Source organism: Ruminococcus sp. FC2018, assembly GCF_000621805.1.
Classification (GTDB): Bacteria; Bacillota; Clostridia; order Oscillospirales; family Ruminococcaceae; genus Hominimerdicola.
The window spans coordinates 104,949-122,892 of record NZ_JHXH01000001.1; the positions used below are offsets into that span (position 1 = coordinate 104,949).

Annotated in this window: 15 protein-coding genes, 1 other RNA gene and 1 pseudogene; 14 read left to right on the forward strand and 3 right to left on the reverse strand. The window is 44.0% G+C overall.

The window, feature by feature from the left end; all coding sequences use genetic code 11:
* Positions 1-63 precede the first annotated feature (63 nt).
* Together T494_RS0100500 and T494_RS0100505 are read left to right on the forward strand one after the other, a co-directional pair.
* Positions 64-816, forward strand: coding sequence for a hypothetical protein (locus T494_RS0100500; protein ID WP_028504611.1), 753 nt, complete (start codon positions 64-66; stop codon positions 814-816).
* Positions 817-834: 18 nt separating this feature from the next.
* Positions 835-1,788, forward strand: coding sequence for an L-lactate dehydrogenase (locus T494_RS0100505; protein ID WP_028504612.1), 954 nt, complete (start codon positions 835-837; stop codon positions 1,786-1,788).
* 98 nt (positions 1,789-1,886) lie between these two features.
* Here the strand turns inward: T494_RS0100505 and T494_RS0100510 are convergent, their stop codons facing one another.
* Positions 1,887-3,152 (reverse strand): peptidylprolyl isomerase, encoded by a 1,266-nt coding sequence (locus T494_RS0100510; RefSeq protein WP_028504613.1) that lies wholly within the window; start codon positions 3,150-3,152, stop codon positions 1,887-1,889.
* Positions 3,153-3,392: 240 nt separating this feature from the next.
* Here T494_RS0100510 and smpB point away from each other — a divergent pair, with 240 nt between their 5' ends.
* The 10 genes and pseudogenes from smpB to T494_RS11800 form a co-directional block, all read left to right on the forward strand.
* Positions 3,393-3,863, forward strand: coding sequence for an SsrA-binding protein SmpB (gene smpB, locus T494_RS0100515; RefSeq protein ID WP_028504614.1), 471 nt, complete (start codon positions 3,393-3,395; stop codon positions 3,861-3,863).
* An 89-nt stretch (positions 3,864-3,952) separates the two neighbouring features.
* Positions 3,953-4,313, forward strand: a transfer-messenger RNA (tmRNA) gene (gene ssrA / locus T494_RS13570).
* Between the two features lie 190 nt (positions 4,314-4,503).
* Positions 4,504-5,970, forward strand: a complete 1,467-nt coding sequence (locus T494_RS11795) for an HD domain-containing phosphohydrolase (RefSeq protein WP_037343504.1) — start codon at positions 4,504-4,506, stop codon at positions 5,968-5,970.
* Between the two features lie 122 nt (positions 5,971-6,092).
* Positions 6,093-6,761: a hypothetical protein gene (locus tag T494_RS0100525; RefSeq protein ID WP_028504615.1), complete on the forward strand. Its 669-nt coding sequence runs from the start codon at positions 6,093-6,095 to the stop codon at positions 6,759-6,761.
* 1 nt (position 6,762) lies between these two features.
* The gene (locus T494_RS0100530; protein WP_028504616.1) at positions 6,763-7,296 is read left to right on the forward strand and encodes an HAD-IIIA family hydrolase; all 534 of its coding nucleotides are present in this window, start codon (positions 6,763-6,765) and stop codon (positions 7,294-7,296) included.
* 2 nt (positions 7,297-7,298) lie between these two features.
* Positions 7,299-8,132, forward strand: a complete 834-nt coding sequence (locus T494_RS0100535; RefSeq protein ID WP_197021099.1) for a VanW family protein — start codon at positions 7,299-7,301, stop codon at positions 8,130-8,132.
* Positions 8,133-8,324: 192 nt separating this feature from the next.
* A complete protein-coding gene (locus T494_RS0100540) occupies positions 8,325-9,053 on the forward strand; it encodes a hypothetical protein (protein ID WP_028504618.1) in 729 nt (242 codons plus the stop codon).
* Between the two features lie 15 nt (positions 9,054-9,068).
* Entirely contained in the window at positions 9,069-9,329 is a 261-nt protein-coding gene (locus T494_RS0100545) for a PqqD family protein (protein WP_028504619.1), read from the forward strand.
* A 188-nt stretch (positions 9,330-9,517) separates the two neighbouring features.
* On the forward strand, positions 9,518-11,227 hold the full coding sequence (locus tag T494_RS0100550) for an ABC transporter ATP-binding protein (protein WP_028504620.1): 1,710 nt from the start codon (positions 9,518-9,520) through the stop codon (positions 11,225-11,227).
* Positions 11,228-11,416: 189 nt separating this feature from the next.
* Positions 11,417-11,560, forward strand: a pseudogene (locus tag T494_RS11800) (transposase); the annotation flags it as partial.
* A 203-nt stretch (positions 11,561-11,763) separates the two neighbouring features.
* Here the strand turns inward: T494_RS11800 and T494_RS13205 are convergent.
* Both T494_RS13205 and T494_RS0100565 read right to left on the reverse strand, forming a co-directional pair.
* On the reverse strand, positions 11,764-13,536 hold the full coding sequence (locus tag T494_RS13205) for an LTA synthase family protein (RefSeq protein ID WP_242836349.1): 1,773 nt from the start codon (positions 13,534-13,536) through the stop codon (positions 11,764-11,766).
* Between the two features lie 550 nt (positions 13,537-14,086).
* A complete protein-coding gene (locus tag T494_RS0100565) occupies positions 14,087-14,623 on the reverse strand; it encodes a hypothetical protein (RefSeq protein ID WP_028504621.1) in 537 nt (178 codons plus the stop codon).
* A gap of 573 nt (positions 14,624-15,196) precedes the next feature.
* On the opposite strand from T494_RS0100565, the gene T494_RS13210 reads away from it, so the two are divergent.
* Positions 15,197-17,098 (forward strand): histidine kinase, encoded by a 1,902-nt coding sequence (locus T494_RS13210; protein WP_155983989.1) that lies wholly within the window; start codon positions 15,197-15,199, stop codon positions 17,096-17,098.
* A gap of 4 nt (positions 17,099-17,102) precedes the next feature.
* On the forward strand, positions 17,103-17,912 hold the full coding sequence (locus T494_RS11815) for a response regulator (protein WP_051539808.1): 810 nt from the start codon (positions 17,103-17,105) through the stop codon (positions 17,910-17,912).
* Positions 17,913-17,944 lie beyond the last annotated feature (32 nt).

Sequence of the window (17,944 nt, forward strand, 5' to 3'; positions counted from 1 at the left end):
TTGTTGACTTTAACTGCGCTGTGTGGTATCATTGATATGTAAATATGATTTAAGGGGGATAATATGGGACTTGATGTTTATTGCGGAACGCTTATAAGATATTACAGCCGCAACTGGCTTACATCGGTCCAGCAGTGGGGTATCGAGAACGGATTTGAAGTCCGTATGGTCCGGGCGAATAACGAAGAGTCTGCATCTGTGGAGGAGATAACCCGGGGAGTCCTTGGCTGGAAAGAACAGCTCCTTCAGATCTTTGCTCCAAGTCTTACAAAGCCCGTGATCTGGAACGAGGATAACGATATTACCCCTTATTATACAAATAAACCCGATTGGTGCGCATATTATGCACTGCTTGCTTATGTCTGCGCCCATATCGTTGACAAGCCCCTTACGGAAACTATCCCCAAGGATTACGACTTCCGGAAGGATCCGCTATATGAGCTTTACTGCTCAAAAGAGCGTGAGGGCATGACGCTTTTTGAGTGTGAGTGGTGGCTTCCTGTTGCGGACGAGTTTATGTGGAAAGGCTATCTGCCAACAGGGCATGAGCGTGTGGTCGGTACAGTGGGTATGCTTGAGTGGGAGCTTGAGCAGATCAACAATATTGAATGGAAAGCAGATGAACAGACCATACTAAGCTGGACGGACAGTGAGGGCTACCCGGACGATGCCTATTACAGAAACGGAAAAGTGGAAATGGGGAAGATACATACCGAGTATAATACCCTATCCCTTGCAAAGTTTGCTTATTCTATAATGTACACAGCGGTTAAACATTCAAAGGAAAACGGTACACTTATAATTCTTGACTATTAAACAGAAAGGAAGTTTTTTATGACAACCGACAGAAGAAAAGTTGTGCTTATCGGCACAGGAATGGTGGGTATGAGCTTTGCGTATGCCCTTGTAAACCAGGGAGGTATCTGCAACGAGCTGGTGCTTATCGACATAAACAAGGTCAGAGCCAACGGAGAGGCTATGGATCTTAACCACGGTCTTGCTTTTGCAAAATCCAACATGAAGATCTATGCCGGTGAGTATTCCGACTGCAAGGATGCAGATATTGTTGTTATCGCAGCCGGCGTTGCCCAGAAGGAAGGAGAAACAAGACTTGATCTGCTGCAAAGAAATACCGAGGTGTTCCGCTCTATAATCACACCTGTGGTAAAATCGGGCTTTGACGGTATTTTCCTTGTAGCAACAAACCCTGTGGACATTATGACAAGGGTCACATTTGAGCTTTCCCGCTTCGGCGCAGCTAAGGTCATTGGCACAGGAACATCTCTTGATACTGCAAGACTGCGTTATCTGTTGGGTGATTATTTCAGCGTTGACCCCAAGAATATCCACGCCTATGTTATCGGTGAGCACGGCGACAGCGAGTTTGTGCCATTGTCACAGGTAATGCTTGCCACCAAATCCGTAGCGCAGATGCTGGACGATAAGCGCAACGGCTACTGCCGTGAGGATATGGCAAAAATAGAGGAGCAGGTCCGTACCTCGGCGTATAAGATAATCGAGGCTAAAAACGCTACCTATTACGGTATCGGAATGGCAATAACAAGAATAGTTAAAGCTATCCTTGGTGATGAAAACAGCGTGCTTACCGTGTCGGCAAAGCTTTCGGGAGAGTACGGCGGAAACGGCGTTTTTATCGGCGTACCCAGCATAATCGGCAGAAACGGAGTCAAAGAGGTGCTTGAGCTTTCGCTTACGGACGAGGAAATGGAAAAGTTCAACAAGTCAAAAACTGTGCTTGCAGAGTCCTTTGACGGACTTAAACTGTAATTCTGTCTCATCAACAGAGCCTGTAATTGCTGACTAATATTTTTTGCAAAAAAATCTCCCGAGGGATCTGTTTCCCCGGGAGTTTTTATGTCGTTGTATCAGGTTATGCTGTCGATAGTCAGCTTGTCCCAGCCGTCACAATATTTAACGGTAAGAGTGTCTGCTTTTTCCTGTATAAGCTTGTCTATCCTTGGCTGATCGTATTGAGCGATCATGTTGTCTATGTTCTTCTCAACATAATCCATGTTTATCGCACAGCGCTTTACAATAAAGAAACCGTAGGTGTCGTTGCTGATAAGATCCTTTGCGACCTCGTTTTCCTTCAGTGTAAAGGTCTTTGATATAAGCTCTGCAGGAAAGTCGGAGTTTTCCTTGCTGAAGTAGTACCCCTCCGGATTTGCAGCAAGAGCAGTATCCCAGCCGTAGGTCTTTATAAGGCTTGCAAAGTCCTCGCCGGCAGCAGCCTTTTTAAGTGCTTCCTCCGCCTTTGCCTTTGCAGCATTCTTTACTTTCTCCCTGCCTGCATCATCAAGAGCGGTGTATGCAGTCTGCTTTGCAGCAAGCTTGCTTTCCAGCGTCATCGTGTTGTAGCTCTTCATAGTCTCCGCATCAAGCTCCGTCTCGGAGAAATAAGGGATCATAATATGCAGCTCGCAGGCATACTTGGAAGGATCCTTGACAATGTTTCTGAAGTCTGCCTTCTTTGTAGCGTATTTGCCCTCGTTAGTAAAGAGCGTTGTGCTTATCTTGTTTGTGAGCTGGCTGTATTCAATGTTCTTTCTGAGGATATCTTCGGTGAGATAAGCGTTCTTGAGCTGAGTCTGGAACTCGGTATCGCTGGAGAACTGAGACTTGGTTTGATTGTAGTTTTCCTCAATAGCCTTCTTGTCATCGTCGTTAAGCGTGATATTTCCGTCCTTTGCGAAAACATCAACGACCATCCTGCTGTTTTTGATATTGTTTACAGTCTGTTTGATAAGGTCCTCAAAACCGCCGTTAACGGTTTTCAGAGTATCCAGTGTTGCACCGTAATTCTGGGTGAACTGGTTTACAGTGTAAAAATAGAAGTATCTGAATGTGAGAAAATCAACGTCAACACCGTTGATAGTCATCATTGTGAAATTGTTTATGTCCATCTTTTTGCCGTCAATAGTCAGAGAAGGCTCAGAGATAGTAGACTGCTGCTGGGGAGGGACTACCGCACTGTCAGATGAAGAACCGTCTGCAGAGGATGATCCTTCGGCAGAGCTGGAAACATCGGAAGAACCAGAGTCAGCATCACTTGAACTTGAATTGTTGCAGCCCGAAAGCATGGCAGCACACATGGTAAGTGCTATTATTAAAGCAGAAATTTTCTTTAACATCTCATTTTTCCTTTCCATACTGTATTTGGTTTACAATACAACGTGCAAATTATACTATATTTATGTGATGATTATGTGTGCTATATTATTAAATTTCTGTGAATGAAATAATTGTCTTGTTGCTAAAATCTGTAAAACAAATATAAATGCAGGAATAAATGTAATATCGGACAAAAAACTCCTTGACAAAGGGTTAAAGCCGTGATATAATGAAATACTCTTAAAGAGGGAGGGAGAAAGTTGGCTGTGAATAAGAAAGGCACTAAGCAGATAGCGGACAACCGCAAGGCTCGCCACGACTATTTTGTGCTTGAAAGTATTGAGTGCGGAATTGAGCTTGTCGGCACTGAGGTAAAGTCGATCCGTAACGGCGGCGTAAATCTTAAAGACAGCTGGTGCTCTATCGACGACGGAGAGATGTGGGTAAAGGGTATGCATATTTCGCCGTATGAACAGGGCAATATCTTCAACCGTGAACCTTTGAGAGTGAGGCGGCTGCTGCTGCATAAGCGGGAGATAATGCGGCTTCTGGGGAAGGTAAAGCAGGAGGGTCTGACGCTGATACCCCTTTCGCTGTACTTCAAGGACAGCAGGGTTAAGCTGGAGCTTGGGCTTTGCAAGGGTAAAAAGCTCCACGATAAACGTGAGGACATGGCAAATAAAGCCGCCGCACGGGAAATTGAAAGAACGCTTAAAGAGCGCAATCAGTAGCACGTGGATGTAAGGATTTCGTATCCGGTTTTCTCTCCGCCTCAAGCGGTGAACGCCGGTACTGTCTTTATCATATACCATTATATCACGGGGATGTAAAGGTTTCGACGGGGATCTTGAAGTGTGATAAGCGAGTAGAGTTGTGCAAACTCTTAAAACGGCACACGTTTTAAAATTAGACGACAACGATAATTTTGAACTGGCTGCTGCCTAAGCGCAGTGCCCGTCTTGCCTGAGAGTACCACGGCTCAGGTGAAGGCGTCGACTTAGTGGTGAACGCCGCCGGGCAATGGCTGTAGCCTTGCGGTGTATCACAGCCTACCGAACAAAAAAGCGTGTCTGCTTGCTTTGAGTAAGGGAAATGGGGCAACCCAAAATAACAGACTAAACTCGTAGAAATTCGCAGGGATAGGTTTTCGGACAGGAGTTCGATTCTCCTCATCTCCATAATACAGCGTTTTGTACGCATGGATCGCCTTTTGCATGGCTGCATTGGGCGATCTTCTTTTTTAGCAGCGAAAAGAGATGATCTGATAGTTTTTATGGAAAATGATATTTTTATTAGCTGCGGTACTTGAAAAACTGTGACGTTTGTGATATAATGTATAAGATATAACAAATTTGAGGGGAGGGGTAATTTTTGCAGCATCATGTTGTCATGGCTGATAATGATGATATAGGTCGTAAGGCGGCTGAGCTTATCTTGTCCTTTAACGGTTATAAGGTGGACAGCTTTAAATCCGGCGAGGATATGCTGAAATTCCTTGAAGACCATTCTCCGGATCTTGTTATGCTTGATGTGAAAACTGCGGGTATAGATGGCTTTGAAACGCTCAAACGCATGAAAGCCGATGAGAAAACCGCTAAAATACCTGTTATTTTTCTTGCGTCGGGTCACGATTCAAATACCGAGAGCAAGGCACTTGCTTCGGGAGCGTTGGATTTTGTGGCAAAGCCTTATGTTACAAGTATCCTGCTTCTGAGGGTCAAGAATATGATACAGCTGGGCAAACTGAGAAATGAACTCAGTACCGAGGTGGAGCGTAAGTCCGGTGAGGCTGTCAGGGAACATGAAAAAAGCGAAAGACTCTCTCTTCAGGTGGTGCGCACCCTGGCGGGAGCTATTGACGCAAAGGATAAGTACACCAACGGTCACTCTTCAAGAGTTGCCGATTATACCCGTGAGATAGCCAAGCGTGCAGGTTATTCTCAAAGCGCACAGGAAGAGATATACATGATGGGACTTTTGCACGACGTTGGCAAGATAGGTGTACCGGATACGGTAATAAATAAGCCGTCTAAGCTTACCGATGAGGAGTATTCGCTTATAAAGACCCACCCCATGGTCGGTTACGGTATACTTAAAAATATAACCGAGATGCCAAAGCTGGCTATCGGCGCAAGGTATCACCACGAAAGATACGACGGAATGGGTTATCCCGACGGACTTAAAGGGGAGGATATCCCCGAGGAGGCAAGGATAATCGCTGTTGCCGATGCATACGATGCTATGTCGTCCAGAAGAAGCTATCACGGCGTGTTTGCACAGGAGTATATCAGAAGCGAGCTGGAAAAAGGAAAGGGAAAACAGTTTGACCCTAACTTTGCAAGGATAATGCTTGAGATAATGAGTGAGGACGAGGATTATAAGCTCCGTGAGCACTATGATACTTCAGATGACGCTCAGGGACAGAAAAATGACGGCTTTTCAGACAGCGAGGAAGAGGCTGTTTTTGCGTATATCTCAATGCTGGAAGCAGGCGGTCTGAATACAGCTCTTGGTCTGAGATACTGCATGAATGATGTTGATTTCTATGCCGAGATGCTCCGTGAATTTACTGCCGGCGCAGAGGACAGAGAAAAACAGCTTACTTCAAGCCTTGAAAAAGGCGACGTGTCAAAATACCGTGTATATATCCATTCTCTGAAAAATGCCTCCAGGACTGTGGGAGCGGAAAGACTTTCAAGGCTGGCAGAGGAGATAGAAGAAGCCGCAAGAAATAAGGATGTTGAGTTCCTGAAAGAGAATAACGACGAGCTTATCGCTAATCTTAAAATGACAGTGGGCGGTATCCTTATGGCGGTCAATATGTATGGAAAAGAATAGTTTTATCCGACCCCTTTCAAAGGGGTCTTCTTTTTTTGATATTATATGTTGACAAAACTGGATAAAAATGATATAATAAATCGAATATCGCCGAATCAATGTCGTGGGGGAAGTGAGAGAAGATGGAACGCAGACCTGTTCTGGTCGTTATGCTTACATATAATGACCATACAGTCAAGGATGCTTATGAGATATTTGACAGATGCAAAGATTCCAAAGCTGAGTACTGGGGCTTTAAAGAGGAGCCTCTGCCTATTGATGAGATGAAAAAGCTTTTTGATCATATGCACGCCTGCGGTAAAAAGACTGCTTTGGAGGTAGTTGCGTATACGGAAAAGGAATGTATCCAAGGCGCAAAAATGGCTGTGGAATGCGGATGCGATCTGCTTATGGGCACAGTGTTTTTCGATTCGGTAAATGATTACTGCAAGCAGAATAACATGAGATACTGTCCTTTTGTAGGTGAACTTAAAGACCGCCCCACCGTTATGAGCGGAGACGTGGAAAAGATGATAAGTGACGCAAAGTACTACATATCAAAGGGTGCATACGGTATTGACCTTCTTGGGTATCGTTATACGGGAGATGCTGCAAAGCTTATCGAAAAGTTTATTTCAAACGTTGATGCGCCTGTTTGCGTCGCAGGAAGCATAAACAGCTATGAGCGTCTGGACGAGATAAAGAGGATAAAACCCTGGTCTTTCACCATAGGAAGCGGATTTTTTGATAAGTGCTTCGGTGATGACTTCTGTGAGCAGATAAACACGGTATGTGATTATATGGAGAAATAGTATGCTTAAAGAGTATTACCCTTATGAATATGCTCCCGGCGTTTTTGCCATCGATTACAAAAAACTGTGGGCGCTGGGTATCAGAGGAATAATATTTGATGTGGACAATACCCTGGTACACCATGGAGATGACTCTAACCCAAAGATAGACCGCTTTTTTGAAAAGCTGCATAAAATGGGATTTAAGACGCTCCTGCTTTCGGACAATGAAAAAAGCCGTGTGGAGCGATTTAATAAGAATATCGGCACCCTTTATATCTGTGATGCCGACAAACCAAGCCCTCAGGGATATCTTAAAGCTCTTGAGCTTATGGGGCTTGAAAAAAAGCAGACCGTTTGTATCGGCGACCAGATCATAACCGATATCAGAGGAGCAAATAATGCGGGCATACCAAGCATATTGGTGCGTTTTATACGACTGCCCCAGGAGAAAAGGATCGGCAAGCGAAGATATATTGAATACTTTGTAATGTGGACCTGGAAGCACAGTAAGAAATACAGGCACAGGTTCGGCAATATTCTGAGGAGTGGATAATAATGCTTTGGAAAAAAGACGTGCTTTTTTGCGATATAAGCCCCACAACTTATGCGATATCAGAGGCAAAGGAAAAGGCTAAGCGCTACATAAAGGACTTTACCGGAAAGGATGTTTTTGCAAGGGGAACAACTAAAAAGAGACTGCGCAATATTGTTTCTACCCACAGCAATCATCTTATCAAAAAAGGAAAGGGCATTGACCCTGTTTTGCAGGAGAATAAAGCTGTGAATATTGATATTGCCTGCAAAAAGATCAACGGTATAGTTATTCGTCCGGGAGAGACGTTTTCTTTCTGGAGAACTGTGGGAAAGATCACAAGAAAAAAAGGATACAAGGACGGAAGAATAATCTCCGCAAATAAGCTTACACCCGGTCTTGGCGGCGGACTGTGCAACCTGGGAAACACTATACACCTTCTGGTCCTTCACAGCCCTATGGAGGTTACTGAGTTCCATACCCATTCGGATGCCCTTGCACCTGATGAAGGAGAAAGGATCCCAATGAGTTCGGGAACGTCGGTGTGCTATAACTATGTGGATTTTCGCTTTAAAAATACTACCGACCAGCCGGTACAGCTGTGTGTATGGTGCCAGGATGGAGAGCTCAGAGGCGAACTCAGGAGCAGGTCACAGTTCCCGTGGACATATGAGATAGTGGAGGAAGACCACCACTTCGTAAAAGAAGACGATAAGTATTTCAGAGTGTCAAAGATCTATAAGCTTACCAAGGACCGTGAGACAGGCAGGGTAATAGACAAAAAGCTTGTAAGAGATAATCATTCCGAAGTTATGTTCGACTATGACCAGATACCTCGTGAGCTTATAAGATTATAATTTCCGAAACGGCAGATTTATTCTGTCGTTTTTTTTGTTTAAACGATAGACAAATGATTTTTATTGTGATACAATAAAGCTTAGTGATGCTGTTTTTGTTTCATTCATAAAGGCTGTAATAAGCAATAAATAAAAATGGAAGCTTCCTGTGAATGGAGGCTGACAGGATCCCCACCGGATAGGAGAGTGAAGATGAAAGGGATATATAAGATAGCTGACGTTATTATAAGCGTCAGTTCGCTGTATGATTCGGTGCATGAATACTGCCGTGATTATGAAAGCACGGGCAAACCTGACTTTGAGGTCAATATATCTCAGAACGATATAGATCATGAGCGGGAACGCTCTGTTAAAACTGCGCTGGCTGAGGGAAGAAAGCCCTATGACGCCTCTGACGATTATCTTGAAGAGCTTGCTGTGTACCGTAAGATATCCGAGAGGATGCCTTACTATGATACATTTCTATTTCATGGCTCATGTATAGCTGTTGACGGAGTGGGGTATCTTTTTACCGCCGCCAGCGGAACAGGCAAATCCACACATTCAAAGCTGTGGCGGGAGTATCTTGGTGACAGGGCGGTCATGGTAAATGACGACAAGCCTCTTATCAAGGTCTCCGATAACGGCGTTATCATCTACGGAACTCCTTATAACGGAAAGCATCGGCTTGGTGAAAACATATCTGTGCCGCTTAAAGCAGTAGCGGTGCTTGAAAGGGCGGAGAAAAACTTTGCAGTTCCTGTAAATGTGCCTGAGGTGTATCCACGGATGCTTCAGCAGATGTACAGACCCTCCGATCCTGTCGCCCTGGCAAGATCTATGGCTTCGCTTGATAAAATGCTGGCGCAGACCGAACTTTACAGACTTGGCTGCAATATGGATATCAGTGCGGCTCAGACCGCTTACAATGCAATGAAATGAAAGGAAAATAAAGACATGAAACTCAGAAAAGATTTTATCGTCCATGACACAGGAAAAGAGACAATGCTTGTTGCTACAGGAAAGGCAAAGTTTTCCGGAATAGTAAAGGGCAACAAAATGCTTGGCAATGTGCTTGAGCTGCTGAAGAAGGACACCACCGAAGCGCAGATAGTCAGAACGCTTCGTGAGCAGTACGATGCTCCGGAGGGAAAGATAGAATCTGATGTCCATAAGGTCATCGTTGAGCTGAAAAAAATAGGAGCTATTGATGACTGAGATAACAAATTTTCAGGACTAACTGAAAAAGAACGGGACATTGACCTATACAAACGTCGGTACCGACATGATGCCTCTGCTTTTGTATATGATGAAAGACCGGAGAGTTATAATGTATTTTATAAGAAACGCTGTTTACGGATAGTGATATCCGGATCGATCCGGTACAGTTTTAAGGAAAGATGTAAATGAAAAATCATATCCTTAGGTGGCTTTATGCCATACCTGGAAGAAAAAAAATATATATCCTTCTGCTGATGTTCGTCCAGGCAATGAACGGTGCCAGCGGTGTTGTTTATGCGGTTTTTCTGCGAAACATTGTTGACAGTGCCACAGAGGGTGAAAAAAACGAGTTCTGGCTTTATGTCGGTTTGCTTATTGCCCTTGTATGTCTGCAGATAGTTTTGCGTGCTGTAATAAGATGGCTTACCGAGCTTTCAAAGGCAACTTTTGAAAACACCTTCAAAGCCCGGCTCATGGATAATATCCTGAAAAAGGACTTTGCTAAGGTCAACGCAGTCCATTCCGGTGAATGGCTCAACAGGCTGACTAACGATACCGTTGTGGTGTCGGAAAGCTACGTTGATATACTTCCCGGGCTTGCGGGAATGACGGTAAAGCTTATCAGCGCTCTTGTGATGATACTGGTGCTTGATATGCGCTTTGCGTTTATTATCATCCCCGGCGGGATCGTACTTTTGTTTTTCACCCACGCTTTCAGACGTGTTTTAAAAAGACTGCATAAAAATACTCAGGAGAAGGACGGAAAACTCCGTATTTTCCTTCAGGAGCATATCGGTGACCTTATGATGATACGTTCCTTTGCAGCAGAAAAACAAACGTCTGACGAGGCAACGGTAAAAATGGCTGACCATAAGGCAGCAAGAATGCGAAAAACCAGATTTTCAAATTTCTGCAACATCGGTTTTGGCGTGGCAATGAACGGAATGTATGCCTTTGGTGCTATCTACTGTGCATACGGTATCCTCAGCGGCACCATTTCCTTTGGTACCATGACAGCTATAACACAGCTTATAAGCCAGATCCAGATGCCTTTTGCAAATATAAGCGGTTATCTTCCCAAGTTCTATGCAATGACCGCCAGTGCGGAAAGACTTATGGAGATCGAACAGTTTGAAGATGACGGTGAAACACCTCTTGAACTTGATGAAATAATGGAGTTCTATGACCATGACTTTGAAAGAATGGGACTTGAAAACGCAGGCTTTACCTATTATCCATTTGTGGACAGCCTTGATGCCTTGAAAAAGGACGACCAGCCAAAGGTGATAAGCGGTATAAGCACATATATCCGAAAAGGTGAGTATGTTGCGTTCACAGGTCACAGCGGCTGCGGAAAATCCACAGTCATTAAGCTCCTGATGAGCATATATAAGCTTGATGAGGGAGAAAGATATATCTGTGTTGCAGGCGGTGAGAGAAAGGAGCTTTCCCAGAAGTATCACAGACTCTTTGCTTATGTGCCTCAGGGGAACCGCCTTATGAACGGAACTATAAGAGAAGTTGTGGCATTTGCGGATAAAAGTGCCGCCAATGATGACCGAAGGATAAACAAGGCTCTTGATATAGCTTGTGCGGGAGAGTTTGTGAGAGAGCTTGACAAAGGCGCAGATACAATGCTTGGTGAGCGAGGCACAGGTCTTTCAGAGGGACAGATGCAGCGTATAGCGATAGCAAGGGCTATTTTCTCGGGCAGCCCCATACTTCTGCTTGACGAAGCCACAAGTGCCCTTGATGAGCAAACGGAAAAAAAGCTTCTTGAAAATCTCAGAAGTATGACAGACAAGACTGTGGTTATAGTCACCCACCGACCTGCGGCACTGAAAATATGTGACAGGGTGCTTAAATTTACCGAGAACGGTATAGTTGAAAAATAAGTAAGATCAGATCCTCCGTTATTAACGGGGGATTTATTTTTCTGATAAAAAACCACCTGCTATGCAGGTGGAATAAATAAACTGTAGTAAGAGCATAATCTGTTCCGCACAATAGACAAAAACGCCTCCTTGATATACAATGTAATAGGCTACCAACCGTATTACAAATAATCAAGGAGGGATCACCAGATGGATAATAAATCTAATGATATGTATAGTTTAGCACATACAAGCCGGAAATGTCAATATCATATAGTGTTTGCGCCAAAGTACAGACGAAAAGCTATCTACGGAAAGCTAAAGAGAGATATTGGAGCAATACTGAGGGAGTTATATGGTGTATGAACAAATATCCTTTAAGGAATACATGGAACCGTTTAAAGATGTAACATAAGTAAAAGAATCCAGTAATGCAGTAGGTAGCTTTAGCTTATTACGTGCCCCTTAAGGGGCGGCTGGTGAAGAGCCCTTTTAGGACTGTTATAAAACCACCGGCTTTTCCGGTGTGATATTTATTTGCTTTTGATCTGATTTACCTACGATGGATAGAATTCCTTGTCGTAATATTCGCTGCTGCGCTCAAGCCCTTTCATGTACTCCTGACTGCCAAGCTCCTCGCACAGGGTCTTTGTCCGGGAGAACAGATCCGTACCAAGCCCCAGTCTGTCGCCTTTGATCTGTACACCTATGGCAGAAAGGGCAGTGGGGAACATATCAAGGGATGAAAACACACGATTCTGTGTACTTGATGCTTGCTTTGCAGGGTTTATGATACAGTTGTATGTTGTCCTTACGTAATCATCATCAATATCTACCATTGTGGTCTTCTTGTTACCCAGGTGGTCGCCAACAAGTATAATTGTGGTGTTTTCGTAAAACGGCTGCTGTTTTATCCATTTCACAAACTCGGATACCATTTTTGAACAGCAGTCAACAGATGCAAGATAATCGTTGTTTATGCTGCTGTCACAGTTTGGACATCTGTGACCGCACTCAAAGGTGTGGGTGTCCATGGTATACATGGTAACAAAGAACGGTTTGTCCTTTTGGGACATCTGGGTAATAAGCTGTTTTGTAACGTCAATAAGTTTCCTGTCCTCAATACCCCATTTCCATATGTAATCTGCGTTTTCATCGGTATATCCACGGTCTGAAGCTGTTTTCCTGTCAAATACCTCGCTGTTTTCATATCTTCCCACGTACTTGTCATACATGGAGAATTCTCCCTTTGAGCCTTCAATATAAAGCTGTTCGTAGCCGTTGTCGTGCAAAATATCTTCAAGTCTGACAGTCGACGGAAACTCCTTGGCAGTATATGGGGGGAATATCTTTGTGTTAAGGGATACACCAGAGGTCTGAGCAACTGTGGAGCCTTGTGTAAAGGTGATGGACGGCACAAAGACAGACGCTCCGCCAAGCTGCCGGGTGTTTGAAAAGCTGACGCTGTCCTTGTCCTTTGTAAGCTCGGTCAGCTCTGAGATATAATTCTTTTCCTGGGAGCCGCCTGCCTGCTTTGAAGCATAGGTGTTTTCAATGGATTCAAGGTATATGTATATCAGATTGCGCTTTTTTTCGGGGAATGTTATAATGCTTTTGTCGGGCTTGACATAATAGTTTTCATACAGATCCGACTTGCCTGACTTCATATTAAGATAGTGAACAAAGTGAGTCTGTGCGGAAAACAGGGAGATACATACCACAAGAAGCGTTGCAGAAACTACAATATGTACAGCTCTTTTTCTTTTGTCCAGCCTGAGCGTGTATTTACCTTCGCTGCCGCCGTCAACAACTGTTATTTCATCATTTCCAAAGCATTTGCTCACATGATAACACAGATAACTTGTTACCAGTGCAAAGAAAATAAAAAGTGTAAAGCCTGAAATAAGGTCCTCAAGTGCCAGACCACCGGCAGCAAATCTCACAGTGAACAGTATCGCCTCAAACTCCATGTTTGAGTATACGCTGTGTAAAAACAATGTGACAGTGCCCATAAAAACCGCCAGGGCTATAAACACCATGCATACAGATGCTGTCACCCAGCCGGCTCTTCCTTGCCGCTTTTGCTTGCTGATAGTTTTCTGCGGCGTGTACATTACAGCGAGGGCATAGACAGCCCTTGCCCAGAAGCTGCCTTTGGAATACCCTCTGGCAACGGCGTACCCAGCTAGCCTCATGGTAATATAAGCAGCCGCCAGCCCCAGCCACCACAATGCTGTCCAGCCGGGTATGAATTTGCCTGAAAAGTTTTGTAAGTATTCCTCTGCCAGGGCAGGATCAAAAAACAAATTCGTCATTAGTACGATAGTCATTGGCGCAGCAATATAGTATACATATTTTGTAAACCAAAGCACTGACCGCTCAGGCTTTTGAACAAGAATATAGAATAAGAATAAAGCGGTAAACGGAATTAGGATCACAAATATCCAATTTAACGGCGAAAGCATTTTTGCGAACAAGGGCATATTCAATACTGCTAAGCCGCTGAACAGCAAAGCTGCCGTCAAAGCCGTGAAAAAGTTTCGCAGAGTCATTGCTTTCAGCCTTTTTAATTCGTTTTTTAAAATCGTTGTCACTTTCATATACGATACGATCCTTTTGCTTGTAATTGTAATATTAAGTCGAAAAAAGTAGAACCAATAGACATTATATCACATTATTTCACTTTTTTCAATTTTTTATTGCTGAAAAATTTTTCTTTTTTACAAGTATATTCAGAGCGTGCATTGTCAGATCCATTGTTTTCTATGTAAATTCACGTTTACTGCATGAAATAAAAACTCCACAGTATAATATAACCGTAGGAGAAAAGATTTTAGAACAAAAAAGCAGCCCTCATACGAGGACTGCTGGATCAAGATATCAGTCATTGATTTTGAGCGAATCAAGTATAGCCTGAGCTTCTTTGCTGTTGAAAGTGAACCCCACGCAGGAAACTCTCAGATTCTTGCCGCTGTATGAAGCATAAAGCTCAAACCCGGGGTTGATTTCGGCGCCGTACTCAAAGCCGTTCCACTTGATACCGGCTATCTCTGTCTCGGGAAGATCCTTCTGATTAAGAGTGTAGGTCCTGTGGTTGTAATCGTACTGCTGTTTCATGACCTCTTCTTTTTCGCTTTTGAAATCAAGGTATGTAAAATCTGATTTTCTTACCGAGCAGATGTTTTCGTCTTTTTCATCAAAAACATCTCCGCCTTTCAGCGTCCATCCATCAGGCACAAGAACTGTGAATGATCCCCATGTCTTTGATTCGCCTTTTACTTGTTCGCTGCCTGCTGCCGATGACGATACCTCTGAGGAGCTTTCGGCGTTGCTGCTGTCGCCGCATGCGGTCATGCCCAGCATGAGGGATGTGGCAAGAATTATGCTTACGGATCTTGCAAGAATTGACTTTTTCATAGCGATTGCCTCCTTTGTTTTTCTATGTAGTCTATATTTCTGTCTTTTAGCCAACGGATCTGTTATTGTGCCAGCCAAAAATCTGTAAAGTCTTTTCTAATTATATCATGGTATTTCAAAACTGTCAATTTATTTCTTATCCCGAATTTCCTTGATTCTGGATCGAGATTATACAAAATATTTATAAAATCATGATCATCATAAAATCTTACAGATGTAAAATAGCCTTACTGATAACTGCCGTGTTTTGTGTATATGAAACGGACGAAGCATCTTTATAAACTGAGTAACTGCCCAAAGGAAGCGATACGCTACGGAAAAATAACCGATGACAAGATAATCTATAACGTGGGAAAATACCTTTGACAGGCTGTCGTTACATTAAGTAAAATACACAGTAAATAATAAAAGGGATATCTCCTTGTTTGACCTTGGGGATATCCCTTTTGTGATTGACTGTTTACGCAGATTGTGATATAATATGTACGATTGTAGCATCTTGCAGCGGGGTGGTGATCAAAAGTGTTGTGTTCAAAAAAATATTGCAAAGTATCATTGTGCACTATTTCACTGTTGATACTCACTGCTGTATTTAGCTTTGCTTTCCCCTTTTCATTAGCTGCAAGCGCACAGCAGTCGGAAGCCGATGTCAGCAGCTGGTCTGAATTGCAAAAAGCGGTAGACAACGCCGTATCAGGTGATACGATCACATTGAATGCGGACATAACAGCAGGGGAAAATGACACATCGCTCGTCATACCCAATGGAAAAATGCTAACGCTTGACCTTAACGGACATACCATAGACCGTGCTCTGAAGGAACATAAAGGCAACGAGGGTACTGCCTTTTTTGTGCGCTCCGGTGCTATGCTTACCGTAACAGACAGATCGCTCAGCGCCGCAGGCAAGATCACAGGCGGATATTCAACTCACGGAGGCGGCATCAATAATACCGGAGCGGTGATCCTCGAAGGCGGGTGCATCACGGGAAACACCGCCAAGGATTCCGGCGGCGGTATCGCCAACTACGGTGACCTGGTCATTAAAGGCGGTTCGGTAACAGCCAACACCTCTCTTACACGCGGTGGAGGGGTGCTTAATGATGTCAAGGGATATATGACTGTTGACGAGGCGCTGATATACGGCAACAAAGCTCCTGAGGATACCGAGATATACAACCTGGGATCTGTGAAGGCTATCGGAGGCAAAACTGTTGATATCACTGCCGTTAAGTCAACTATGGATCTGGTAACGCTTCTGCCTTCTCTGGCATTGGTGATCGTTTTGTTCTTTTCAGTTTTTTTGGACAACTATCTGGAAAGAGATCAGAAAAGGATAATGTATGCTATATCCATACTTGTATTTACTTTGATCCTACAGAATTATTTTGATATATGGGTATACGTTTCGGGAAAAAGTATACTCTTCAGAACAGTTGTATCTATCTATGGTTATGCTGTGCGCCCTGCCATACTGGCACTGTTTATTCACATAATCAAACCCGGCGGAAAATATAAACTTGTGTGGGCGGCGGTGTGCATAAATGCCGGGATATATATGACTGCACTATTCTCACCGCTTGCATTTTCATTCTCTTCATTCGGCCATTTCAAATCGGGACCGTTGAATCCAAGCTGTCTGGTAGTGAGCGTGCTGCTTTTTTTGTACTGCTTGTATCTTACGTTCAGCGTGTTTCGCCCAAAGGAGAAAAAAGAGACCTGGCTGCCTGTTCTTGCACTTGTGCTTATAAGCGCATCGGTGATAATGGATTATACCGTTGAATACAGCGAGCTGTCTGTGGGCTTTCTGACGATAGCTATTACCATAAGCTGCGTAATGTATTACATCTGGCTTCATCTTCAGTTCGTCCGTGCTCATGAGAGAGAATTGCAGGCGGAGCATCGGATCCAGATCATGATGACCCAGATTCAGCCCCATTTTCTGTTCAATACCCTGACTGCTATCCGTGCGCTTTGTGTAAAAGACCCTGATGCTGCTGTGCATACCATAGGATTGTTCAGTACCTATCTGCGCCAGAATCTTCAATCCTTGGATAAAGCAGGGCTCATACCGTTTTCAAAGGAACTGGAGCACACACGGGTCTATACCGAGATCGAAATGATACGGTTTCCCAATATCAGTATACAATACGATATCCGTGACAATGAGTGCTGTGTTCCTGCCCTTACGGTGCAGCCGCTTGTGGAAAACGCCATAAGGCACGGCGTGCGCAGCAAGGAAAAAGGCATTGTAAAAATAAGCGCTTACCGTGAGGATAACAGTCACCTGATAGTGATAGAGGATAACGGTATCGGATTTGATGTGCATAAGACAGACGATACGGATGATCTGCATATCGGAATATCTAACGTCCGTGAGCGCATAGAGAAAATGTGCGGCGGCACGGTAGAAATAGACAGCAGACCGGGTGAAAGCACGAAAGTCTTGATGAGGATACCGGTAAGTGAGGAGTGAAAAAATGTATATCGTATGCGTAGACGATGAACCGTTGGCAGTGGAGGATACTCTGGCTATGTGCAGGAGCATATATTCCGACGTATATGCAAAAGGATTTTGCAAGGTGGACGATGCACTGGAATGGATAAGCTCAAATCCCATTGATATTGCACTGCTTGATATTGATATGCCTGATATGAACGGAATAACCATGGCTGCACGGATCAGGGAGCTCAAGCCTGATACGGTGATACTGTTTCTGACTGCTTATAAGGAATTTGCCTATGATTCATTTTCGGTGCACCCAAGCGGATACCTGCTCAAGCCTGTGATGCCGCAGATGCTCAAAAGCGAGATAGAGTATGCGATGTCATCCCGCCCGAAAAAAGATATTCAGCTTATCAAAGCTCGGACTTTCGGCAACTTTGATCTGTTCGTAAAGGGCAAACAGGTCACATTTAAGCGTTCCAAGGCAAAAGAAATGATGGCGTTTCTTATCGACCGCCGTGGCATGAGCGTGACTCGTGCGGAGATATCTGCTGTTTTATTTGAGGACTCGCTTTACGATCACAGCAGACAGAAATACCTTGATGCTATTATCCGCAGTCTGCGTGATACTTTAAGGGAATATGGCATAGATGACCTTCTTCAGATGGAGCGTACAGGTCTGCGCATAATTCCCGAAAAGATAGAATGTGATATGTACCGCTTCTACCGGGGAGATAGCGAGGCGATCCGGTCATACCGTGGAGAATATATGGAATCATATTCCTGGGCGAGTCTGATAGAAGCAGATATGCTGTCAATACGCAACAAGCGCAGCCAACAATAGATGATACAGGACATCAATAATACTGAAAAAAT

Coding starts and splice junctions, on each gene's coding strand:
- T494_RS0100500 (WP_028504611.1), top strand. CDS start 64: ATGGGACTTGATGTTTATTGCGGAACGCTTATAAGATATTACAGCCGC.
- T494_RS0100505 (WP_028504612.1), top strand. CDS start 835: ATGACAACCGACAGAAGAAAAGTTGTGCTTATCGGCACAGGAATGGTG.
- T494_RS0100510 (WP_028504613.1), bottom strand. CDS start 3,152: ATGTTAAAGAAAATTTCTGCTTTAATAATAGCACTTACCATGTGTGCT.
- T494_RS0100525 (WP_028504615.1), top strand. CDS start 6,093: ATGGAACGCAGACCTGTTCTGGTCGTTATGCTTACATATAATGACCAT.
- T494_RS0100530 (WP_028504616.1), top strand. CDS start 6,763: ATGCTTAAAGAGTATTACCCTTATGAATATGCTCCCGGCGTTTTTGCC.
- T494_RS0100535 (WP_197021099.1), top strand. CDS start 7,299: ATGCTTTGGAAAAAAGACGTGCTTTTTTGCGATATAAGCCCCACAACT.
- T494_RS0100540 (WP_028504618.1), top strand. CDS start 8,325: ATGAAAGGGATATATAAGATAGCTGACGTTATTATAAGCGTCAGTTCG.
- T494_RS0100545 (WP_028504619.1), top strand. CDS start 9,069: ATGAAACTCAGAAAAGATTTTATCGTCCATGACACAGGAAAAGAGACA.
- T494_RS0100550 (WP_028504620.1), top strand. CDS start 9,518: ATGAAAAATCATATCCTTAGGTGGCTTTATGCCATACCTGGAAGAAAA.
- T494_RS13205 (WP_242836349.1), bottom strand. CDS start 13,536: ATGACTATCGTACTAATGACGAATTTGTTTTTTGATCCTGCCCTGGCA.
- T494_RS0100565 (WP_028504621.1), bottom strand. CDS start 14,623: ATGAAAAAGTCAATTCTTGCAAGATCCGTAAGCATAATTCTTGCCACA.
- T494_RS11815 (WP_051539808.1), top strand. CDS start 17,103: ATGTATATCGTATGCGTAGACGATGAACCGTTGGCAGTGGAGGATACT.